Origin of the sequence: Streptomyces sp. NPDC047917 (assembly GCF_043204345.1) — a bacterium.
GTDB lineage: Bacteria > Actinomycetota > Actinomycetes > Streptomycetales > Streptomycetaceae > Streptomyces > Streptomyces sanglieri.
The window spans coordinates 1-23,784 of sequence record NZ_JBIDCA010000032.1 but is presented as its reverse complement, the minus strand read 5'-3'; the positions used below and the strand labels follow the sequence as shown (position 1 = coordinate 23,784).

The window sequence follows — 23,784 nt, the reverse complement described above, 5'->3', positions numbered from 1 at the left end:
CGTTTCCGTGTCCTCGACCATGTAGGCGATCCGCTCGGCCGGATACTCCGGATCAAGAGGAACGAACGCCGCACCCGCCTTCAGAATGCCCAACAATACGGCAATGAGCTCGGGCGAACGATCCAGACAGACCGCAACCAACGTGTCCGCGGTGATACCCGCACCACGCAGGTGATGGGCCAACTGATTCGCACGGGCGTTGACCTCACCGTACGTCCAACGACGCTCCCCATGCGTCACAGCAACCGCATCAGGACAGACAGCCACACGATCCTCGACAAGCCGATGAATCGTCGCAGCATCCGGATACGGACCAGCCACACCATTCCACTCGACCAACACCTCCCGCCGCTCCCCCACCGTGAGCATGTTCAGCTCCGACAGACGCGCACCCGGCGCAGCCGCCACCGACGCCGCCAGAGTCGAGAGATGACCGGCCAACCGCTCGATCGTCGCCCGCTCGAACAGATCCGTCCGGTACTCCAGGGCCGCCAGCAGCTCACCGTCCGCCTCTGTCGCGGTCAGCTGGAGGTCGAACTTGGCGTCCTGACCGCCCACACCGACCTGCTCGACCGTCAGGCCGGGCAGGCTCCACGACTCCCCGTCCGGGGTGTTCTGGAACACGAACAGGGTCTGGAACAGCGGGTTGCGGGACAGGTCCCGGTCGGGGGCCAGCTCGTCGACGAGGCGTTCGAAGGGCAGGTCCTGGTGGTCGTAAGCACCGAGGGCGGTGTCCTTCACCCGGTCCAGGAGCTCGGTGAACGCCGGATCGCCGGACAGATCGGTACGCAGGACGAGGGTGTTGATGAAGAAACCGATCAGGCCCTCGGTCTCGGCGCGGTTGCGGCCGGCGATCGGGGTGCCGACCGCGATGTCGTCCTGACGGCAGTAGCGGGCCAGCACGATCTGGAACAGGGACAACAACGCCATGAACAGGCTCGCACCCTGCCCACTCGCCATCGCCCGCAACGCCTCCGCCACCTCCGACGGCACCGAGAAGTACACGGTGTCGCCCTCGGCACCCTCCCGTTCCGCGGGCCGGCCGTGATCGGTCGGCAGCTCCAGGGCCGGTACCCCTGTGAGACGTTCGCGCCAGTACGCCAACTGCCTCTCCAGGAGCTCTCCGCTGAGTTGCTCCCGCTGCCAGGCGGCGAAATCCGCGTACTGAACGGGGAGTTCGGGCAGTGACGCCACACCTCCGGCGACGGCGGCCACATACAGTTCGCGCAGTTCGCGGGCCAGAATCCCGGAGGACCAACCGTCCGAGACGATGTGGTGCAGCGTGATCAGTACGTACTGGTCGTCGTCAGCGAGGCGCACCACGTCGACCCGCAGAAGCCGCCCGCCGTCCAGCTCGAACGGTCGCCGCGCCTCGGCCGCCATGATCTCCAGTGCGACCTGTTCCCGGTCGGCCGCCGGCGTGGTCCGGACGTCGTGCACAACCGGAGTGACCGACCACGGTGCATCCACGATCTGCGCGGGACGGCCCGAGTCGTCCGTGACGAACCGGGTCCGCAACACCTCGTGCCGGGTCACCAGACCGGTGAACGCCGCACCCAGTGCACCGGCGTCGAGCGTGCCGCGCACCCGCAGGCCGAAGGGCACGAGGTATTCGGCGCTGCCCGGCGTCAACTGGTCCAGGAACCAGAGCCGCTGCTGCGCGAACGACAGCGGCAGTGGACCGTTGCCCCGGTCGAGCGGAACCAGCGCCGCCTCGTCGGCCGTCCCCAGCTCTCGCACGGCCTCGGCCAGTGTGGCCGGGGTGGGCGAGGAGAAGAGGGCGCGCACCGGGACGTCCGACCCGAGCCGTTGCCGCAGACGCGACGTCACCTGTGTCGCGAGCAGTGAATGGCCGCCCAGTTCGAAGAAGTTGTCGTGGATGCCGATGGTGTCGATGCCGAGGACGTCGGACCACACTCCGGTGATGGTCTCCTCGGTCGAGTTGCGGGGTGCGGTGTAGGTGGTGGCGAGTTCGGGGCGATGGCCGTCCGGCGCGGGAAGTGCCTTGGTGTCGACCTTCCCGTTCGGAGTCAAGGGCAGCTGATCGAGGGTGAGGTAGGCGCTGGGGACCATGTAGTCCGGAAGCTGCCGCTGGAGATGCGCACGGAGTTCGGACGTGTCGGGAGCGTGTCCCGGGGTGGGCACGACGTAGGCAACCAGACGCTTGTCCCCGGGCGTGTCTTCGCGGGTGGTGACGGCAGCGGTGTGAATGTGGGAATGGGTACTGAGGGCGGCTTCGATCTCGCCGAGTTCGATGCGGTATCCGCGCAGCTTGACCTGGTTGTCGATCCGGCCGATGAACTCAAGCGTGCCGTCCGGCCGCCACTTCATCAGATCCCCGGTGTGGTAGACACGCGGGTCGGACCGGGGCGTGGCGAGGGGGTTGGGGGTGAAGCGTTCGTGGGTGAGGTCGGGCCGGTCGTGGTAGTGCCGGGCCAGGCAGATGCCTCCCAGCAGTGCGTGGCCGGGGATCCCGACGGGTGCGGGCTGGTTGTGGTGATCGACGACGTAGGCGGTGGTGTTCGTGACCGGCCGCCCCAGCGTCGTGGTGCCCCCGTGCGGATCGGGCTCTGTCGTCAGGCTCATCACGTTCGCCACCGAACCCTCGGTCGCGCCGTACTCGTTGCAGAACGTCGTCCGCGTACTGCTGGTACTCAGCAACCGGGCGACCAACTGCGGGGCAAGACTCTCACCGCCGGCCACAATGGTGGTGATGTGATGCCGTGCGCCACGGGTCTCCAGATGCGCGGCAAGAACCTCCAGATGAGAAGGCGTCGCCTTCAGGAAACCGATCGGAGCATTGGTGCAGATCAGATCGATCGCCGCATCGAACGCCGTCCGATCCGGCCCCGTGACGGGAATGACCAGCTGCTGACCCTGGATGAGAGGCAGGAACAACGCCGTGATCGTCAGATCGAACGTCACCGACGAATACAGAACCGAACCGACCCCACCCGGAACACGGACCGGGTAGTTCTCGTCGCACCAGTGCAGATAATTCACCACACCCCGATGCTCAAGAGCAACACCCTTCGGCCTGCCCGTCGAACCCGACGTATAGATCACATACGCCAGATCATCCGGCGAAGCCAACGGCTCGGGATCCGACTCGGAACCACCCGGCCACTGCGTATCGACCAGCAGCCGAGAAAATCCGTCCGGAATGCGGTCGCCCAGGCCGGTGCTCGTAATGACGAGCGGGGCATTCGCATCCTCGACCATGTAGGCGATCCGGTCGGCCGGATAGTCCGCATCAAGGGGAACGAACGCCGCACCCGCCTTCAGAATGCCCAACAGCGTGGCAATGAGCTCGGGCGAACGATCCAGACACACAGCAACCAGAGTGTCCGCGCCAACGCCCTTGCCACGGAGGTAATGGGCGAGCTGATTCGCCCGCGCATTGATCTCGCCGTAGGTCCAACGACGCTCCCCATGCACAACAGCAACCGCATCAGGACAGACAGCCACACGATCCTCGACAAGCCGATGAATCGTCGCAGCATCCGGATACGGACCAGCCACACCGTTCCACTCGACCAACACCTCCCGCCGCTCCCCCACCGTGAGCATGTTCAGCTCCGACAGACGCGCACCCGGCGCAGCCGCCACCGACGCCGCCAGAGTCGAGAGATGACCGGCCAACCGCTCGATCGTCGCCCGCTCGAACAGATCCGTCCGGTACTCCAGGACCGCGCGCAGTCCGTCCGCCGACTCGACCGCCGTGAGTGTCAGGTCGAACTTGGCGACACCCCGCTCGATCTCGACCGGCTCGGTCCGTGTGCCGGCCAGCTCCCATGCCTGGTCCTCCGTGCTGCCGGGCGCCTGGAGGACGAACAGGGTCTGGAAGAGGGGGTTGCGGGACAGGTCGCGATCGGGGGCGAGTTCCTCGACGAGGCGTTCGAAGGGCAGGTCCTGGTGGTCGTAAGCACCGAGGGCGGTGTCCTTCACCCGGTCCAGGAGCTCGGTGAACGCCGGATCGCCGGACAGATCGGTGCGCATGACCAGCGTGTTCACGAAGAAGCCGATCAGGTCCTCCGTCTCGGCGCGGTTGCGGCCGGCGATCGGGGTGCCGACCGCGATGTCGTCCTGACGGCAGTAGCGGGCCAGCACGATCTGGAACAGGGACAACAACGCCATGAACAGGCTCGCACCCTGCCCACTCGCCGCCGCACGCAGCGCCTCCGCCACCTCCGACGGCACCGAGAAGGTGACCACATCACCGCCGCTGCTCGGCTGCCCCGGACGCTGGTGGTCGGTGGGGAGCTCAAGCGGCGTCACGCGGGCGAGGCGCTCGCGCCAGTACGCCAACTGCCTCTCCAGGAGCTCTCCGCTGAGTTGCTCCCGCTGCCAGGCGGCGAAATCCGCGTACTGGATGGCGAGTTCAGGCAGCGAAGCGACGCGTCCGGCGACGGCGGCCGCGTACAGTTCGCGCAGTTCGCGGGCCAGAATCCCGGAGGACCAACCGTCCGAGGCGATGTGGTGCACCGTCAGCAGCAGGAAGTGGTCGTCGTCCGCGAGCCGCACCACGTCGGCCCGCAGGAGCCGCCCGGCCGCCAGGTCGAACGGCCGCGTCGCCCCGGCGCGCAGCACTTCGCCCGCGCGGGTCTCCGCGTCCGCCTCGGCCCGCAGGTCGTGGACCGTGACCTCCACCGGCCAGGGTGCGCTGATCGCCTGCCGCGGTGTGCCGTTGTCGTCCGCCGGGAACGCCGTCCGCAGCACCTCGTGCCGGGCCACCAGACCCGACAGTGCTGTGCCGAGCGCGGGGACATCCAGCACGCCGTGCACCCGCAGCACCGTCGGCACCAGGTATTCCGCGCTGTCCGGCGTCAGCCGGTCCAGGAACCACAGCCGCTGCTGCGCGAACGACAGCGGGAGGGGGCCGGCCTCCCGCTCGACCCGTACGATCCGGGCTGCTTCCGCACGCCGCCGCATGCGGGACAGCAGCCGTGTCTCCACCGAGTTCTCGCCCATGATGTTCCGTCCTCTTCGTCTTCTCGCGTGGGCAGTGGGCCGCTGTTTCAGGAAAGCTGTTCCTGCGCGTCGAACAATTCGATGAGCTGTTGTTTGATGCCGATGACGTTCGGCGACTGAAAGAGGCGACGCAGACCGATGCGTACTCCGGTCACCGACTCGACCTGATTGACGAGTTGGAGGGCCAGCAGGGAATGACCGCCGGCCTCGAAGAAGCCCTCGTGGACTCCTACGCGTTCGACGCCGAGCACGGCGGCCATGATTCCGGCGATCTCCGCTTCGATCTCGTCCCGTGGCGCGGTGTATCCGGCCGTGCTGTCGCCGTCGTTCCCGGGGGCCGGCAGTGCCGCGTGGTCGACCTTGCCGTTCCGGTTGAGCGGCAGTTCCGGCAGGATCGCGAACGCGGACGGCATCATGGCGCGGGGCAGCCGTTCGGCGGCCCACTCGCGCAGCGCGCCGACGTCCACCGCGGTGTCGGGCGCGGGCACGCAGTAGGCGGCCAGCCGCTTGTCGCCGGGCGTGTCCTCCCGGACCACCACCGCGCAGGCCCCGACCGCGCCGTGGGTGAGCAGTGTCGCCTCGATCTCGCCGAGTTCGACCCGGACGCCGCGCAGTTTCACCTGCCGGTCGATCCGGCCCAGCAGGTCCAGTTCGCCGTCCGCGGTGAACCGGCCGAGATCGCCCGTACGGTACATCCGGCCGCCGCGGAAGGGGTCAGTGACGAAACGCTCGGCGGTGAGGTCGGGCCGCTCGTGGTAGCCGCGCCCGACGCTGTCGCCGCCGAGGTACACCTCGCCGAGCACACCCGCGGGCACGGGACGGCGGTCCGGGTCCAGGACGTACACGGTCTGGTTGACCATGGGGCGGCCCGCGAGGACCGGTCCGGCCGGGTCCGTGCGCGAGGCCCGCCAGTACGTCGTGTCCACCGAGACCTCGGTGGCTCCGTACAGGTTGACGAGGTCACCGGGGAAGCGCTCGGTGAACCGGCTCACCAGCGTCGGCTGGAGCGGTTCGCCGCTGACGAAGGCGTACCGCAGGTGCGTGCAGTCCCCGGGCCGCACCCGGGAGACGAACAGGTCCAGCAGGCTTGGCACGAAGTGCAGGCCGACCACGCGGTGGGCGCGCATCAGGCGGGACACCTCGGCCATGTCGAGCCGGTCGGAGCCCGGTACCAGCACGACGGTGGCGCCTTGCCACAGGGGCCAGAAGATCTCGTACGCCGACACGTCGAAGGACAGCGGTGTGGCCTGGAGGAAGCCCTCGCCCGGAGCGATCGGGAACGCGTGCTGCATGCCGGCCAGGTAGTTGACCACCCCGCGGTGTTCGATGCGGACGCCCTTCGGGCGGCCCGTCGAGCCGCTGGTGTAGATCAAGTAGCACAGGTCGCCGGGGTCCGCGACGGGTTCCGGCGCGACCGTTGGCAGGGTGTCCGGCAGGTCGGCCGGGCGGTCCACGGCCAGCACCTCCGGGCCGTCCGGCAGCAGGGCGGCGTGCGCGATGTCGGTGACGATCAGCGGCGCGCCGGAGTCGGCCACCAGGTACGCCAGGCGTTCCTGCGGGTGCTCCGGGTCGAGCGGGACGTACGCGGCACCGGCCTTCAGGATGCCGAGGAGCGTCCACACCATGGCGGGCGAGCGTTCCAGGCAGACACCCACGGGTACGTCCGGACCGATAGCGGGCACAGCGCGCAGCCGGTGTGCCAGCCGGTTGGCCCGCTCATCGATTTGCCTGTACGTCAGTTCTTCCGTGCCGCAGACGACCGCGACCGCGTCCGGAGCCTGCGCCGCTCGCCGCTCGAACAGCTCGTGCAGTGCCGCTGCCGGGACAGGCGCTGCGGTGTCGTTCCACTCGGTGAGGAGACGGTGCCTCTCCCCCGCGTCCAGCATCTCCACCTCGGACAGCGCGCTGTGCGGGCGAAGCGTGGCTGCGGCCAGCAGGTTGGTGAAGTGTCCGGCCAGGCGGCGCGCGGTGTCCTCGGTGAAGAGGTCGTCGGCGTAGACCACGGCGCCGTCCAGTGTGCCGTCCGCCGCCTCCGCAAGGTACATCGACAGGTCGAACTTGGCGTCCCGGGCCGGGGGCTCGACGGGCTCCGCCGTCAGGCCCGGCAGGTTCCACGCGTCCGCACCCGGTGTGTTCTGCAACGCGAACAGGGTCTGGAAGAGGGGGTTGCGGGACAGGTCGCGGTCGGGGGCGAGTTCCTCGACGAGGCGTTCGAAGGGCAGGTCCTGGTGGTCGTAAGCACCGAGGGCGGTGTCCTTCACCCGGTCCAGGAGCTCGGTGAACGCCGGATCGCCGGACAGATCGGTGCGCATGACCAGCGTGTTCACGAAGAAGCCGATCACGTTCTCGATCTCGGCCCGGTTGCGGCCGGCGACCGGGCTGCCGACCGCGATGTCCCGCTGTCCGCTGTAGCGGGCCAGCAGCATTTGGAAGACGGCCAGCAGGGTCATGTACAGGCTCGCGCCGCTCTCGGCGGACACCGCACGGGTCCGGGCGGCGACCTCGGCCGGTACCGAGAACCGGACCACCTCGCCCCGCCCGCCGCGCTCCGTCGGCCGTGCGTGGTCGGTCGGCAGCTCCAGCGGCTCCAGTCCGCCCAACCGATCGCGCCAGTAGTCGAGTTGTCGCTCAAGAGCTTCACCGGACAGCCAGGCACGTTGCCACATCGCGTAGTCGGCGTACTGCACCGGCAGTGGATCCGGCCCGGGCGTGCCGGAGCGATCCGAGGAGGCTTCCGCGTACCGCGCGGACAGCTCGCGCACCAGCACGCCCACCGACCAGCCGTCGAAGGCGATGTGGTGCACGGTGGCCGCCAGGACGTATTCCTCGTCGGCCAGCCGCACCAGCAGCGCGCGCAGCATGGGTCCGGTGCCGAGGTCGATCGCCCGAAGCCAGTCCTCGCGCAGCACCTCCGCCAGGGCGTCCTCGCGGACGGCCGTGTCACCCGCCCCGCGCAGGTCCCGGACCAGCATCCGCACCGGCCGCGCCGGGTCGATGAGCTGCACCGGGGAGCCCGCCGCATCCGTGCCGAACCGGGTGCGCAGGACCTCGTGGCGCGCCACCACCGCGGTGAACGCGGCGTTCAGGGCGTCGGTGTCCAGGGAGCCGTGGATACGGAAGGCGAAGGGCAGCAGATATTCGGCCCGGCCCGGCTCCAACTGGTCGAGGAACCAGAGCCGTTGCTGTGCGAAGCTGAGTGGCGGCGGAGTGCTGGGGCGCGGCGCCGCCAGGATGCGGCCGGCTTCCGTGCCGTCCAGCTCCGTCATGGCCGCGGCCAACAGCGCCGGGGTCGGGGCGCTGAACAGGGTGCGCACCGGCACATCGGCGCCCAACCGCCGGCGCAGCCGGGACACGACCTGGGTGGCCAGCAGCGAATGCCCGCCCAGCGCGAAGAAGTCGTCGTGCACGCCGATCCGGTCGACGCCCAGTACCTCGGACCACACCTCGGTCACCGCGCGCTCGGTGTCCGTGCGCGGCTCGGTGTACGCGGCGCCCGCTCCGGACCGGTCGGATGCGGGTGCGGGCAGTGCCCGGCGGTCGGTCTTTCCGTTCGGGGTGAGGGGGATGCGCTCCAGCGGCACGAACGCAGTGGGGACCATGTAGTCCGGCAGGTCGCGTTGGAGGTGGGTACGCAGGGCGCTCGCGTCGAGGGGGCCCGCGGGCACCACGTACGCCACCAGTCTCTGCACTCCGGGTACGTCTTCGCGCAGCACGACGGTGGCGCCGGTGATGGTGGGGTGGGTGAGCAACGCCGTCTCGATCTCGCCGAGTTCGATGCGGTAGCCGCGCAGCTTGACCTGGTTGTCGGAGCGGCCCACGAACTCCAGCCGCCCGTCCGGAAGCCACCGGGCGAGGTCACCGGTGCGGTATACGCGCCGCGGCGTGCCGTCCACGTCCACGACGGTGAACTTCTCGCTGGTCAGCTCGGGCCGGTGCAGATAGCCGCGGGCCAGCCCGGGGCAGCCGATCCACATCTCGCCCGGCACGCCCACCGGCACCGGGCGGCCGTGGCGGTCGACGACGAACACCTTCGCGTTGGCGACCGGCCGGCCGATCGGCACCCGGTCGACGGGGCCGTCGATCCTGGCGGTCGTCGCCTCCTGAGCGGCTTCTGTGGGGCCGTAGCCGTTGACCAGAGGCACCTCGCAGTGCCGGAACCACTGCCGGATCTGCTCCCGCTGGAGTGCTTCCCCGCCGAGCCGGACCAGCCGCAGCTGCGGGCCCACCGTGTCCGGCCCGTCCAGGTCTGCTGCCAGCTCCCCGAACGCCGACGGGGTGAGCCATGCCACCGTGATCCGGTGCTCGCGCAGCGCCGCCGCCAGCCGGCCCGGGTCCCAGGTGTCGTCGCGGAGCACCAGCCCCGCCCCGGAGACGAGCGGGGCGAACAGCTGACCCACCGAGGAGTCGAACGCGATCGAGGCGAACTGCAGGACCCGGTCCTCGGGCGTGAGTCCCAGCTCACGGCGTGTCTCCCGCATCCGCGCGCGCAGCGCGCCGTGGGTGATCTGCACGCCCTTGGGGCGGCCGGTGGAACCGCTGGTGTAGATCACGTAGGCCACGTCGTCCGGACCGGCCTGGGCCACCGGACCGGCAAGGTCGGTGTGCGGCTCCTTCGGCCGGCCCCCGTCCAGCAGCAGCGTCGGCGTGTGGGCGGGGAGACGGCCGGTGTGCGCGGACTGGGTGACGATCAGTGGGGCGCCGCTGTCCTCGACCATGTAGGCGAGCCGGTCGGTGGGGTACGCCGGGTCCAGCGGCACGTATGCCGCCCCCGCCTTGTGGATGCCGAGCAGTGCGCAGACCATGTCCGTCCCGCGGTCCAGGCAGACCGCGACCAGGGTTCCCGGCCCGGCACCCCTCTCGCGCAACCGGCCGGCGATCCACTCGGCCCGCTCGTCGAGCTGACGATAGGTCAGCACGTCGGTGCCGCAGGTCACGGCCTGCGCGTCGGGGTGGCCGGCGGCCTGCTCCTCGATCAGCCCGGTCACGGTCACCGCGTCCGGGGCGTCGGTGTCGGCCCCGTTCCACTCACCGAGGATCGTCCGGCGCTCGGCGTCGGTCAGCATCGGGAGCTCGGACAGCCGGGCGTCCGGGGTGGCGCAGGCGGCGGCGAGCAGCGTCTCGAAGTGCCCGGCGAGACGTACCATCGTGGCTTCGTCGAACAGGTCTGTGGAGTACACGATCGTGCCGTCCAAAGCACCGTCGGCGGCCTCGGTGGCGTAGAAGGTGAAGTCGAACTTGGAGTCCTGGGCGGACACTTCGAGCTGGTGCACGGTCAGGCCCGGCAGTTCCCAGGAGCGGCTGTCGGGGGTGTTCTGGAGGACGAACATCGTCTGGAACAGCGGATTGCGCGACAGGTCCCGCTGCGGGGCCAGCTCCTCCACCAGGCGTTCGAAGGGCAGGTCCTGGTGGTCGTAGGCGCCGAGCGCGGTGTCCTTCACCCGGGTCAGCAGTTCGGCGAACGCCGGATCGCCGGACAGGTCGGTGCGCATGACCAGCGTGTTCACGAAGAAGCCGATCATGTTCTCGATCTCGGCCCGGTTGCGGCCCGCGATCGGGGTGCCCACGGCGATGTCCTCCTGGCCGCTGTAGCGCGACAGCACCACCTGGAAGACCGCCAGCAGGGTCATGAACAGGCTCGCACCGCTCTCCTTGGAGAGGCTGCGGGCGCTGTCGGCGGTCTCCGCCGGTACGCGGAAGGTGAGCATGGCGCCGTTGCCGCTGCGCCGCGCCGGACGCCGACGGTCGGTGGGCAGCTCCAGCGGTTCGGTGCCGGCCAGGCGGGCGCGCCAGTAGTCCAGTTGCTCCGCAAGCACCTCGCCGGTCAGCCACTCGCGCTGCCAGACCGCGAAGTCGGCGTACTGGAGGGGCGGTTCGGAGAGACCGGTGGTCCTGCCCGCGACCCGCGCGCCGTACAGCGCGGTCAGCTCCCGGGACAACACCCCCGCCGACCAGCCGTCGAAAGCGATGTGGTGCACCGTCAGGTAGAGCAGGTGTTCCTCATCGGCCAGCCGGATCAGCAGCGCACGCACCATCGGTCCGGTGCCGAGGTCCATCGGGCAAAAGCCCTCGGTGTCCACGAGCGCGGCGGCCTTCTCCTCGCGCGCCTCCTGCCCGGCGACGGACCGCAGGTCGTGAACGGCGAGCGGCAGCGGCCGGGGTGGGTCGACGATCTGGCCCGGGTTGCCGTCCGCGTCGCCGGCGAAGCGGGTGCGCAGCACCTCGTGCCGGCTCACCAGCTCCGACAGCGACGCGCGCAGCGCCGGGACGTCCAGCGGGCCGCGGATGCGCAGTCCCATGGGGATCAGGTACTCGGCCCGGCCGGGCTCCAACTGGTCCAGGAACCACAGCCGGCGCTGCGCGAACGACAGCGGCAGCGGACCTCCGTGCCGGGACGCGCGGGGGATGACCGGAGCGTCGTCCGGGGCCCCGGCCGCCACCAGGGCGTCCATGACCTCCGTCGCGCCCTCGGCATCGAGGTCGGCCGACTCGAAAAGCCGGCGGGTCCGCAGCAGAGCCTCCTCCGCCAGGAACGACGCCACCGCCCGCACCGTCAATGGTTCCGGCAGTGTTTCCGCGCCGAATTCCGAGCCGAATTCCTCCGCGATCCGGCGTGCCATTTCCGCCGCGTGCGGGAGCGTTCCGCCGAGCCGGAAGAATTCGTCCTCGGCTCCGGTCACCTCGGCGCCGAGCACCGCGTTCCACACTGCCGCGATGCGGGCTTCCGCAGGAGAGAAACTGCCCTCCTCGGTCCTCCGGCCGGAGGCCGCGGCCGTCATCGGCTTCGTCGTCATGTGTCCACCAGTTCCTCGTCATCGACCGTCTGCGAAAACCCTCGGAAACTCAGCCGAATCCGATGCTCGCAGAGCGATCTGGAGGAGTTAACTGGTCACTTCTGCCCGCCGGACGTGGCAACTTCTGCCGGTCCTACGTGGCCACTTACGCCCGCCGGACGCGGTCACTCACGCCGGTCCGGGCGTGAACACCGCTCCCGATCGCCGGAGTTCCGCCCGTCTGGATGGAGACCCGTCGTCCGGGCGGAGGCGCGGGTACGGGGACCGGCGGGCGACGGGCTATGGGAATGGGCTACGGGTACGGGCTACGGGCTACGGGCTACGGGCGATCCACTGCCCGGCCGCCGGTGCCGGTGCCGGTCCGCCGCCTACACGGCCTCCTTGGCCGCCGCTTCCCCGGGAGCCGAAGCCGTACCGGCCGCACTCCCGTTCCCGTGCTCGGTGGCGACGGGGCTCTCGTCGGGCACCGTCCGCTTGCGCATGCCCGACCACTCCCGGTTCAGGGCCGGCACACCGATGGCGACGAGGTAGAGACCGCCCACGATCCACAACGCGCCCGAGGTGCCCGCCACCGTCACCAGACCCGCGCCCAGCAGCCCGCCGAAGGGGATGCCCGCCCAGGTGACGGCCTGAGCCAGCGTCTTGACCCGTCCCAGCAGCGGAGTGGGGATCAGTTCGTACGTCACGGCCCCCACGATCGGGTTGACGAAGCCCGACCCCAGGCCACCCACCGCCAGCACCACCAGCACCAGCCACAGGGGCGCCCCCGTGGCCATGGCCACGAAGCGCGGGACACCGCCCACCGTGAAGCCGATCAGATAGACGGCACGCCGGGGCAGCCGCTCGGCCACTCCCGCGGCCACGAGCGCGGCGACGATCGACGTCGCGGCGAAGACGCTGACCACCAGGCCGATGGCTTCCGCACCGTTCCCGGTCTCCTTCGCCCAGACCGGCAGCAGCACGGACATGAACGCCTGGTCGAGCATGTTCGTCGCGGCGAGCATGAACACGATGGACCGCAGCAGTTTGGCGTCGCGCAGGAACACGGCTCCCTGACGCAGCCGCGAGAAGTAGCCCTCGGCCTCGTCGACCGGAGTCTCATGCGGCTCGGGCACCGGGTCGGTGAGGGTGGTGGAGACGATCAGTGCCGACACACCGAACAGGCAGGCGGTGATCCACAGGGCATAGAGGCTGCCGAAGGAGGCGACGACCACACCGGCGATCGCCGGCCCGATGGTCGTCGCGGTCCGTTCGACCGCCGCCGACAGGCCGGTCCCCCTTTCCAGCGGCACCCGGGCCGCGCGGGTGGCCGCGGGCACGAAGAGACCCTTGGCCCCGTTGGCCGGGCCGTCCGCCGCACCGACCACGGCGAGCAGCCCCAGCAGCAGACCGAAGGACAGGTTTCCCGTCAGATAGAGCAACGGGGCAGCGGCCGTCGCGACGGTGGAGGCCAGGTCGCCGGCCACGCTGATGCGCTTGGGACCGACCCGGTCGATGATCGGCCCCGCCAGCGCCTGGGCCAACACGTAAGGAACTATCTGGCAGAAGGCGACCAGACCCGTCTTGCCGACGCTGCCGGTCGTCGTCAGGACGAACCAGGGCAGAGCGATCGAGAGCACCCGATTGGCCGACAGGGAAGCCGCGTTGGCCGACAACATGCCGACCAGTCCGCGCAGGACCCGGGGCCCGCCGTCCGGGGCGTCAGGGGTCTCTCCGGCCTCTGGGGTATCCAGGGCCTCTAAGGCGTCTCGGGCGTCTGGGGCGGGTATGCGTGTGCCACTGTCCTCCGCCGCCTGCTGGGCGGCCGCGTGCCGAGAGGTCATCTTTCACACTCCGATTGGGTGGGGTGGGAGACGTGCCGGTCTGCGCTGGTGGGGAACAACTGGAACTGGAAGGCGACTCGCGCCGCGCCGTCGGGAAGCGGCGAACCCGCCGGTTCCGGCGCGGAATTGCGTCGGCGGAGCAGTCGGTGGATCTCCGCCGACAGCTCTTCGGCCTCACCGGGGGTGAGCGTGAGCACGTAGTCGCCGAAGTCCTGGGCATCGCGCCACTCGGGCGACAGCGAGGCGGTCGCGTCGATGGCTGCCGTCATCGCGTCGGACCAGACCCGGCCGAGAGCCTGCAGATAGGCGATGCCGAGACCGTCCTCGCCCGCCAGTACCGAATCGTCCGGTACGACCGTGTTGACGTGCGCCGCCTGCCACCAGCGCTCACGGCGTCCGCCCCGGGACGGCGCCTCGACGATGAAGCCGTACTCGGCGAGCTGGCGCAGGTGATAGCTGGTCGCACCGGTGTTCTGGTCCAGCCGCCGGGCGAGCGTGGTGGCCGTGGCCGGCCCCTCCGTCCGCAGGACCGTCAGGATCCGCACCCGCAGCGGGTGCGCGACGCCCCGCAGGTTACGGGCAGTCAGTTGCACTTGGGACAGCCGCTCAGGAGGTTCCATGAGGCCCAAGGTAGACGACAAAGACTTCTGTGCACAGAAGCCTGTGCACAGAAGTCTGTGCAATCGATGAAGTGGCCGGATTCCGGCCGCTCACTGACTGATTCCAGCACCGGCCCTCGCCGGGATACGGACCCTTCCCGATGGCCCTGAGCAACCCTCAGCGGCCGTCGGCGGCGTCAGCGGCCATTCATATGCATGACGGCTTCCGGATAGCGGGTACCCGCCACCGCGTCCGGGGGCAGCGCTTCGTCCAGCCGTCGGAGGTCCTCGGCATCCAGCATCACGTCCACCGCCGCGAGGTTCTCCTCCAGCGTGCCCCTGCGCTTGGTCCCGGGAATCGGCACGATGTCCTCGCCCCGGTGGAGCAGCCACGCGAGTGCGATCTGGGCCGGCGTCGCCTCGTGCCCCGCGGCCACTTCGCGCACGACGGATGCCGCAGCCGTGTTGGCGGTGAAGTTGTCCCCCTGGAATCGGGGGTCGTAGCGGCGGTAGTCCGATTCCGGATACTCCTCCGCAGGCAACGCCGTACCTGTCAGGAACCCACGCCCCAGGGGCGAATAAGCCACCAGACCGATTCCCCGCTCCCGGATCACCGGCAGAATCTCCTGCTCGATGTGGCGCTCCCACAGCGAGTACTCCGTCTGGAGCAGGGCCACCGGGCAGACCTCGTGGGCGCGGGCGATCGTGGCCGCACCGGCCTCCGACAGGCCGAAGTGGAGGACCTTTCCCGCTTGGACGAGCTCACCGACCGTGCCGGCCACCTCCTCGATCGGGACCTCCAGGTCCACACGGTGCTGATACAGGACGTCGATACGGTCCGTTCCCAGCCGTCCCAGGCATTCGTCGACCACTCTGCGAATGTGCGCGGGCCTGCTGTTCAGCGCTCCGCGCCGAGTTCCTTCGTACTCCCACCCGAACTTCGTCGCGATGACCGCCTCCTCCCGGCGGCCACGGAGCGCGCGACCAAGGAGTTCCTCGTTGGCGAAGGGGCCGTACGACTCCGCGGTGTCGAAGAAGAAGCAGCCCCGTTCGAGTGCCCGATGGATCGTCGCGATCGACTCCGTGTCGTCCGGAACCCCATAGGTCTGGCTCATTCCCATGCAGCCGAGCCCCAGCGCGGACACTTCCAGGCCGACGCCGTTCGGCCGGCGCCGCGGAATCTGTGACGAGTTCAAATCCAAGGCCTTCCCTCGGGTTTCCCGTGGTGGTGGTCCAGACCCTCGGATCCGTCTTTCCTGCGGCGCATCCCAGAATCCGGCCATCCGATCCGGGCGGAAGTTACGGACCCGACTCCTCGCTTGTCAAAGACAATTCCCACGAAGAACACGCATGAGGAGGGACGTGAGCAGACAAGACCCCCGCCCCCCGAGGGGAGCGAAGTGGAACCATCCCCCCGGTTCGGACCGACGCCACAGGCGCCCGGCAGCCGCGAACTTGTTGTCGCTCATACACCCGCGCGGGGCGACGACCAGCTTCAGCTCGTGATGGGCTTGGTGCGGGAGCAGTTGGTGAAGTCCTTCCAGGGGCGCATGCCGTCCGGGCCCGGTGCGCTCGCGTAGGTGGGGTTTCCGGTCAGGGTCTGTCGGCGGTGCTCATGGGTGATGTCGATTCCGAAGAGTTTGAAGCCGATGCTGAACTGCCCGGCGGAGAGCCCGAATCCGATGCCGAGCGAGGCGTTCCACCAGTCGGTGTTGACCTTGTAGTCCAGCCTCTGCAACTGCCCCTTGTCGTGCAGCAGTCGCCGGAACGCGGACGCGTCCTCGGCCGGCGGCTCGGCCATCGAGGAGGGTGACGGCATCGCCTCGTCGGCCGGGTTGCTACCACGGCCGCGCAGCCAGTCCTCGGCAGTGGTGCTGTCCTTCGCTTCGGAGAGGTCCAGTTCGGCGGCCTCGGTGTGCAGATCGGACTCCGTCTCACCACCACCGCCGCCGACGTCGATCGTCACCGGGCCCGCGTTGGCGCCCCCGCCGAGGGAGGCGCCCTCGTTGCCCCCGCTCTCCTGGCTCGTGGTGATCTTCATCTTCTGCGGATGGTGGGCCTCATCCGCCTTCTCCTCGCGGTCGTACGCCTCCGCGTCGTATGTGACGGTGACCTGCTGCATCCGTGAGCCGGCGGCCTGACCACCCGGACCGACCGAGCCGTTGAGCGAGAAGGTGTAGACGAAGGTGATCTTCCCGGAGTCCGGGCCGGTCTTGTGCCGCATGACGACGACGTCCTTGCTGAGCGCCCCCGACACACCCTCGGCGGAGACGTTGCCGACGCTCTTGGTCTCCGGCACGTCCTTGATGATGCTGTTGGACTGGGCGTTCTTGATGAGCTTGTCGAGTGTCTCGCCCTTGGCGCCCGGGTTGTTCTTCGTCACCTCGTCGGCGATGGTCTTCCGCAGGGCGGCGACCTCCTTGTCGTTCTTGGCGTACTTGCCGCCGAAACTGACGCTGCCCGATGCCTCGGTGGTGGTCTTGGTGATGTCGATGTCCGGGGCGCGCTCCGGATCCACGTCGGGCTTGTCCTTGTCGGCGTGGTAGCTGCAGATCATGCCCAGTTCGGAGGCGCGCGGGCCGGTCTTGTTGCGGCACTTCTCCGCCTTCTTGAGGTACTCGGAGAACTGCTTCGCCTCTTCCAGGTTGGCCGCGAGGTCGGCGTTGGGGTCGTCCGACCTGTGCGCGTTGAACATCCACTGCCCGCCGCTGCCGCTGCCGCGTACGTAGCTGCCGCTGAGCGACGCGCCGCCGCCCCATTTCTTCAGACCGGGGATGCTCGCGCCGATCGAGGCCGAGACACCACCACCGGTGGTGCTCATCCGCTCCAGGGTGACCGAACCGTCGGACCACTGGGAGAGTTTGACCTGCTCCGAGTGGCTGATCTTGATGAACAGAATCTGGACGACGACGGTGTCCTTCGTGTCGTCCGCGGCCAGCAGGCAACGGGCGGGCTGGAACGGGTCCTTGGCGTCCGGCGCGTCCGGTCCGGGCGACTGCGCGGGAATCACATCCCCGCCGGGCTCCTGCTCTCCCGGTGCCTGCGATCCCTCGCTCCCCGCATCGGGAGCCTGGGTCTCCGGTGGGCCCTGTCCCTCTCCGGCAACGTTGTCAGAGTCGCAGGAGCCGCCGCCCCCGGCGACCTGCATCAGCCGGCACAGGGCCTTCTCGAAGCCCCCGTTCAGGTTGGCCGCCACACTCACTGTCACGATCGCTGCGATGAGCAGCGACACTGCGGTGATGAGGCCGAGATACTCGATCCCGGTCTGACCACGCTCGGTCGCCCTGTCCGTACTGCCCCTTGTGCGCACGCCTGTTACCCCCCGCGCCTCGCTCTCGGCCCCCGTCTGCCGTGGCAGCGTAGAAGCGTTGGACCCGGTTCCGAGAGGGCCGCCGGACCCAGGTCCGGACCTATCGTTCCTGGGTCCGGCCCCTGGGTCCGGCCCCTGGTCACGGGCCCATTCGGCGAGTCGGATCGCGGTCTCTCGCCGGCATGCGCACACGGCCCCGGCGATGGTCGCCACTCGGCGGCTCCACTCGCGGATCCGATGGATCACCCACCGGTCGGGCATTCGCCGTCGGTGGTGTCCGGCGCCGCCCGGGTGGGACAGCCACCGTCATTCTCCTTTGGCCACGGTTCCGTCGTGTGGCAGGGTGCTGCTCCGTGACAGAGATAGACAACATCCGGATCCGCCCGCTCTCCGAAGACCCGTCGCTGATCTCCCGCGTGTACGAGATCAACGACTCCTGGCCCGTCTTCACGCCCCACGACATGGCCGCGAGCGCGTTGTTGAGCCGGGTTCCGGAAACCTTCCCGCAGTACTGCGTGGTGGCGACGGACGGCGACCGGGTCGTCGCACGCGGACTCGCCGTGCCGTTCAACTCCGTGCTCGACGGTCGTGAGGAGCTGCCCGACCAGGGCTGGGACCGGGTGCTGACATGGGCCTTCCGTGACCGGCAGCACGGGAACGTTCCGACGGCTGCCAGTGCGCTGGAGATCTCGGTGGACGCCGACCACCTCGGCCGCGGCCTCTCCTACCGCATGCTCGCCGCGCTCCGCCTTGCGGCGGGCCGGCAGGGGCACGATGCCCTGCTCGCGCCGGTCCGGCCGACGGCCAAGCACCTGGATCCGCACGCCACCATGACCGAGTACCTCAGCCGTCTTCGCGACGACGGGCTGCCGGCCGACCCCTGGGTGCGGGTGCACGTCAAGGCCGGCGGCACCATCGAGAAGGTCGCTCCCGCGTCGATGACGGTCAGCGGTTCGCTCGCCCAGTGGCGGCAGTGGACCGGCCTCCCCTTCGACCGGGACGGCGACGTGGAGGTCCCCGGCGCCCTGGCACCGGTGCATTGCGACACCGCGCACGGTCACGCCGTCTACGTCGAACCCAACATATGGATCCGGCACGGCGGACAACCGCGGACCGCCTGACAGCACACCGCCCGCTACGACAGCGCCCCGGCTACCACGGAGGCCGCTTCCGCGATGAGCGCGTTGTCGTACTCGGCCTCCTTCTGGAACCGGTTCGACAGAATCGCCACGACGAGGGGGGCTCCGTCGGGGCGCCACACCACGGCGATGTCGTTGCGCGTGCCGTAGGAGCCGCCGGAGCCGGTCTTGTCGCCGACCACCCAGCCCCTGGGCATCCCGGCCCTGATGAGTTCGGCTCCGGTCGTGTTGGTCCGCAGCCATTTCGTCAACTGCGCGCGTTCGCCGCTGCCGAGCAGGTCTCCGAGGACGAACGCGCGCAGATCGCCCGCGAGTGCCCGCGGTGTGCTGGTGTCGGACGTGGCACCCGGGGACCACCGGTTGAGCTCCGGTTCGCGGTGCTCCATCCGGGTCACGTCATCGCCGATGCCCGCGAGTACGGCGTCCAGGCCACGCGGACCGCCCAGCCGGTCGAGGAGCAGGTTCGCCGCGGTGTTGTCGCTGAAGCGGACAGCGGCGTCGCACAGCGCGCTCAGGCTCATCCCGGTCCCGACATGCTTCTCGCTCACCGGGGAGTCGCTGACCAGGTCTTCCCTGGAATATTTGATCACCTCGCCCATTCCGCCCATCGAGTACTTGCGCAGTACGGCGCCGGCGGCCAGCGCCTTGAACGTGGAGGCGTGGGCGAAGCGCTCCCCGTCGTTGTGAGTGACTTCGCGACCGGTGCCGGTGTCGATGGCGTAGACGCCCAGCCGTGCGTCGTACTTGCGTTCAAGGTCCTTGAACTGCCGGGCGAACGGTTTCGTGCTCGCGGCCGGTCCCGTCGTCCCGGCGTGCGGGGAGGACGCCGCCGGGGATGCGGAGGCCCCTGGGCGGGCGCTCTCTCCGTCGCACGCCGCGGTCGGAACGAGTACGAGCGCGGCCAGCGCACCGAGAAGGGAACGCCGGGCACTGCTGTGCTTCTGCATGGGTCCGAACCTCCGAGGCGCCCGCAGGGCGGGAGCGCATAGGGGATGGAGCGGCAACTCCCCATCCCGGGGCGGTCTTGAGTGCCGGGCCCACTCTCGCCGTCCGGCGGCCATGCGGTCCAATACGCTCGGGCGCGGTTTCATGCCGATCTGGCATAGGGTGCGGGTTGTGGATCTGGTCGGAGCGTGTCGGGCGTTCATCAGCGTGAGCGAGCACGGCAGTTTCACCGTGGGAGCCGCCGCCGCCCGGATGTCCCAGCCGGTGGCCAGCCGCCGTGTCGCCGCCCTGGAGGAACACTTCGGTGAGCAGCTGTTCGAGCGCATGTCACGGCGAGCGGTGCTCACCACCTTCGGCCGCGAGATGCTTCCGGCGGCCAGACAGCTCGTCCAGGCCGCCGATGTGCTGCTGGACGAGGCCGAGGCGTCGAAGAACAAGCCCTGGCGGCTCGCGGTGCCCGGTCTCTGCTCGACGGCCGGTCTCGCCCGTCTGATCGCGGAGGCACAGGAGCACGGCATCACGCTCGATCTCCGGATCGCCGCACCCGCGCAGCGCATCGAGTTCGTCCACACGCAACTGGTACGCGCCGCGCTGCTCGCGGCACCCTCGGACGAGGCGACGTGGTCCGTGCCGCTGGGTCTCGCCGGGGTCCGGGATCCCGGTGTGCGGCGCATCTACATCGAGACGTTGCGGATGGGGCGGGCATCGCCGGGCCCGGCCCGCCGTATCTGGATCCAGCCGGAGGACGACGTACCGCACATCCGTGACCCGCTGACCCGGCTGCGCGACGCGGTGGGCCTGCGGCCCGCACAGCTCATGGCCGCCACCGACCTCCCGACCGCGGTGGCGGCGGTGCTCCGCACGCGGGATCTGCTGCTGTGCTCCCCCGCGCAGGCCGAGGAATTCGCGTTGCACTGGCGGCCGGTCGGTGAGGCCGGGCTCAGCCGCGGTTTCGCTCTCGTCGCCGCCGCGGGCGGCAATCCACAACACGTCGAGGCGAGGCTGGGCACGGCCATCGGCCGCTGCCTGGGCGCGGGCGGCGGGGCGGACCGTACGACGGACGGGACGGTGGACGGCACCGAAGGGGCTACGGAATGAACACCGAGAAGCTGCTGGGCGAGATGCGCCGGCAATTGCACGAGGGCGGACTGCACGGCTGCCTGCTCGTCCGGGACCTCCACACGGGCGAGGAGGTGGGGATCGCCCCGGACACCCAGTTGCCGTCCGCGTCCCTGGTCAAGGTTCCGCTCGCGCTGGCGACGGCCGAGCGCATCCGGCGCGGCGAGCTCGACGGGGCGACGTCGATCGATGTGCTGCCCGGACGTACGACCACTCCGGGCCCCACGGGGCTGAGCCGGTTCCGCCACCCCGTACGGATCGCCATCGACGACCTGCTCTACATGAGCACCTGCGTGAGTGACGGCGTGGCCGCCGACGTACTGTTCGATCTGACCCCGCCGGCCCAGGTCACCGAAATGCTCCGCGAGTTCGGGCTCCGCGGCATCACTGTCCGGCACAGCCTCGACGAACTCTCCGACACCCCGCTGGAGCGCTTCGACGCCGCCCAGGCCCATCTGGCGCTCTCCCTCGCCATCGACGCCGGCACCGGCGGTCGTGGGCATCGGGTGCCCCAACTCGACACCACACGCGCCAGCTCCGGCAGCGCACGTGCGTACGTCGAGCTGTTGCAGGCTCTGTGGACACCGTCGGTGATCCATCCGGAAGTGGCCGAACGCGTTCGCGCCCTGATGGCCCACAACCTCCTCCGGCACCGGCTCGCCCCCGACTTCAGCTCGGACGCCTCCACCTGGTCCTCCAAGACCGGCACCCTCCTCAACCTCCGGCACGAGATCGGTGTCGTGGAGCACTCCGACGGCCAGTCCTTCGCCATCGCCGCCCTGACCGAGTCACTCGTGCCGGCCAGTGCGCAGCCCGGCGCCGACGCGCTGATGGCGCAGGTGGCCCGCACGCTGCGGGATCACCTCCGCCAGCGCTGAAGCCGGGTCGGCGGACCGCAGGCCCGGCGGGCGCGCGACTGCTCGGCCGGGGCACACCGCGCGTCCGCGCCTCAGGCGTGAAACCCGTTGCACACGACGGATGTGTACTTCGTCGGCCCGCCCTCGACGTGGTACAGCACCACGGTCCAGTCGCCCCTGTCGTCCCCGACCGGGAGCGCGTCCACGGTGCGTTCGGCGAAGTGGGCGCGGAAATCGTCGGGGTACTTGAGTTTGACGGTTCCGCCGGAATTCCAACGGGAGTAGAGGTCGACGGGCTTGCTCGTGAAGCCGATGCCCTTGCTCACCGTTCGAAGGGGCCGTCCGGTGGCAGGGTCCGTCTCGTGCGGGGGCCGTACCCCCACGGATATGTAGTACGGCGCGGGCCGCTTTCCCTCGCCGGCGTCCTGGGGACGCATCTGCAGCAAGGCGGTGTCCGAACCGGTGGTGTGGGACACGGAGGACCGCAGGCCTGTCGGCGGTGAGGAATCGGCGATGCTGGAGAGGTCGCAGGAGCCCATGCCCTGCGACGCCTGCTGCGGGTCCTCGGACAGGGTCCAGCGGTCCTGCGAGACACGGTCGTTCACGATGTGGTCCGGCGGCCGGCTGTCCGCATCCTCGGTGGCCGGCTTCGACTCGGCGGGCTTCCCGGGCACCGTCGCCTCCGTCGGACGGGCGGCGCCGTTGTCCCGCCCGTCCGACTCCGGCAGCAGCCAGATCGTGACCGGTACCGCGAGCGCCACCGCGCAGACGGCGAGCCAGGCCCGGCCCCGCGTCCCCTGCCCGGGCCGCTTCCCCGGACCCGGCCGGTCGTCCGGTGTGGTGCCCGACGCCCCGGTGGGTACGACGCTCGCGGCCCGATCCACCACCTGGACGTCCGGCTCATGGTTCACGTGCCGGACCCGCTCCCCGGTCCCCGGCAACGGCGTCGTGTCAGGCTCGCTCCCGGTCCGGGTCCCGCTCCCGGCTCCGTCTTCGGTTCCGGCCCCCGGCAGGGGTATGGGGACGGGTTCGGCGGTACGCCCCAGCATCCGGTAATGGGCATCCGTCGCCAGCGGAGAGTCCACCGCGCACCGGGCGATCACGGAGGCGGGATCCGGCCGGTCCGCCGGGTCCTTGGCGACGCACTGCCGGATGAGCCCGGCCAGCGCGGGCCGAACCCCTTCCAGGTCGATCCCCTCGTGCACGGTCCGGTAACTCACCGCCGCCGGTTCGCCCGTGCCGTACGGAGGCCGGCCCGTAGCCGCGTACGCGAGGGTCGCGCCCAGGGCGAAGACATCGGCGGCCGGGCCCACCTCGTTGCGCAGCAGGACCTCGGGGGCCGTGTAGCCAGGGGTGCCGGAGACCATTCCGTCCCGGGTGAGGATCGTCTGTTCCAGCGCTCGCGCGATGCCGAAGTCGATCAGTTGCGGCCCTTGCGGCGAGAGGATGACGTTGTGCGGCTTCACGTCCCGGTGCGTGACTCCGTGGGCGTGGACGGCGGCCAGGCCCTCGGCGAGCGCGGCGAGCAGCCTCAGGGCGCTGTCCGGCGGGAAGGGGCCGCTCGCGCCGACGGCGCCGCGCAGGGTGGGTCCGGCCACGTACTCGGTGGCCAGCCAGTAGGGGGGCGCGTCGAGCGAGGCCTCGATCAACTGCGCCGTGTAGGCGCTGCGTACGGCCTCGACGGTCGCGGTCTCGCGCCGGAAGCGGGCCAGCGATTCGGGGTGGTCGCTGATCTCGTCCCGGATGACCTTCACGGCCACCAGCCGTCCGCCGGGTGACCTGCCGAGATACACCTGTCCCATGCCACCCGCACCGAGACGGGCGAGCAGGTGGTAGGCGCCCATGCGCACGGGGTCCTGAGGTCTCAGTGCATCCACGGCACGACTGTGCCACAAGTGCGCACGCCCCGGAGCGGCGCGGAGCAACTCGTGATCGGATCGGGCGGCACCAACAGGCAGGTGCGGTGCTCCGATTGACGTCGGGCCGGTTCGGGGACGGTGAGGTCGAGCGCCTGCCGGTTGTTCCGGTCATGGCTGAAGACCACGGTCGCCCCCTCGTGGCGCACGCCCACGAATGGGCTGGAGTGGAGCATCACGGCGAACCATCGCCTCGCATGCCCCTGAACACATCCGGCGTCAGTAGGCGGAGTTGACGTTGTCGATGGATCCGTAGCGGTCGGCGGCGTAGTTGGCGGCCGCGGTGATGTTGGCGACGGGGTCGGTGAGGCTGT

The 23,784-nt window shown here is 69.9% G+C and carries 11 protein-coding genes and 1 pseudogene; 3 read left to right on the top strand and 9 right to left on the bottom strand.

Annotated elements, in window-relative coordinates:
• The 6 genes from ACGF8B_RS41665 to ACGF8B_RS41640 form a co-directional block, all read right to left on the bottom strand.
• Positions 1 to 4,971: amino acid adenylation domain-containing protein (locus ACGF8B_RS41665; RefSeq protein WP_392748103.1), on the bottom strand; the 4,971-nt coding region annotated here is incomplete at its 3' end.
• A 47-nt stretch (positions 4,972 to 5,018) separates the two neighbouring features.
• A complete protein-coding gene (locus tag ACGF8B_RS41660) occupies positions 5,019 to 11,762 on the bottom strand; it encodes an amino acid adenylation domain-containing protein (protein ID WP_392748101.1) in 6,744 nt (2,247 codons plus the stop codon).
• A gap of 368 nt (positions 11,763 to 12,130) precedes the next feature.
• Complete coding sequence (locus ACGF8B_RS41655; protein WP_392748099.1) at positions 12,131 to 13,420, bottom strand: MFS transporter; 1,290 nt, start codon at positions 13,418 to 13,420, stop codon at positions 12,131 to 12,133.
• Positions 13,421 to 13,581: 161 nt separating this feature from the next.
• The gene (locus ACGF8B_RS41650) at positions 13,582 to 14,205 is read right to left on the bottom strand and encodes a helix-turn-helix domain-containing protein (RefSeq protein WP_392748097.1); all 624 of its coding nucleotides are present in this window, start codon (positions 14,203 to 14,205) and stop codon (positions 13,582 to 13,584) included.
• 176 nt (positions 14,206 to 14,381) lie between these two features.
• Positions 14,382 to 15,386, bottom strand: a complete 1,005-nt coding sequence (locus tag ACGF8B_RS41645) for an aldo/keto reductase (RefSeq protein ID WP_392748105.1) — start codon at positions 15,384 to 15,386, stop codon at positions 14,382 to 14,384.
• 293 nt (positions 15,387 to 15,679) lie between these two features.
• The gene (locus tag ACGF8B_RS41640) at positions 15,680 to 17,494 is read right to left on the bottom strand and encodes a Flp family type IVb pilin (RefSeq protein WP_392748095.1); all 1,815 of its coding nucleotides are present in this window, start codon (positions 17,492 to 17,494) and stop codon (positions 15,680 to 15,682) included.
• Between the two features lie 353 nt (positions 17,495 to 17,847).
• Here ACGF8B_RS41640 and ACGF8B_RS41635 point away from each other — a divergent pair, with 353 nt between their 5' ends.
• Positions 17,848 to 18,615 (top strand): N-acetyltransferase, encoded by a 768-nt coding sequence (locus ACGF8B_RS41635; RefSeq protein ID WP_392748093.1) that lies wholly within the window; start codon positions 17,848 to 17,850, stop codon positions 18,613 to 18,615.
• 14 nt (positions 18,616 to 18,629) lie between these two features.
• Here ACGF8B_RS41635 and bla read toward each other — a convergent pair whose 3' ends face one another.
• A complete protein-coding gene (gene bla, locus ACGF8B_RS41630) occupies positions 18,630 to 19,580 on the bottom strand; it encodes a class A beta-lactamase (protein ID WP_392748091.1) in 951 nt (316 codons plus the stop codon).
• Between the two features lie 142 nt (positions 19,581 to 19,722).
• On the opposite strand from bla, the gene ACGF8B_RS41625 reads away from it, so the two are divergent.
• The gene (locus ACGF8B_RS41625) at positions 19,723 to 20,676 is read left to right on the top strand and encodes a LysR family transcriptional regulator (protein WP_392748089.1); all 954 of its coding nucleotides are present in this window, start codon (positions 19,723 to 19,725) and stop codon (positions 20,674 to 20,676) included.
• Positions 20,673 to 21,575 (top strand): serine hydrolase, encoded by a 903-nt coding sequence (locus tag ACGF8B_RS41620; protein WP_392748087.1) that lies wholly within the window; start codon positions 20,673 to 20,675, stop codon positions 21,573 to 21,575. The genes ACGF8B_RS41625 and ACGF8B_RS41620 overlap by 4 nt, the downstream gene beginning before the upstream one ends.
• A gap of 71 nt (positions 21,576 to 21,646) precedes the next feature.
• Here the strand turns inward: ACGF8B_RS41620 and ACGF8B_RS41615 are convergent, their stop codons facing one another.
• Positions 21,647 to 23,431, bottom strand: coding sequence for a serine/threonine-protein kinase (locus ACGF8B_RS41615; RefSeq protein WP_392748085.1), 1,785 nt, complete (start codon positions 23,429 to 23,431; stop codon positions 21,647 to 21,649).
• 258 nt (positions 23,432 to 23,689) lie between these two features.
• Positions 23,690 to 23,784: pseudogene (locus ACGF8B_RS41610) on the bottom strand (lytic transglycosylase); the annotation flags it as partial.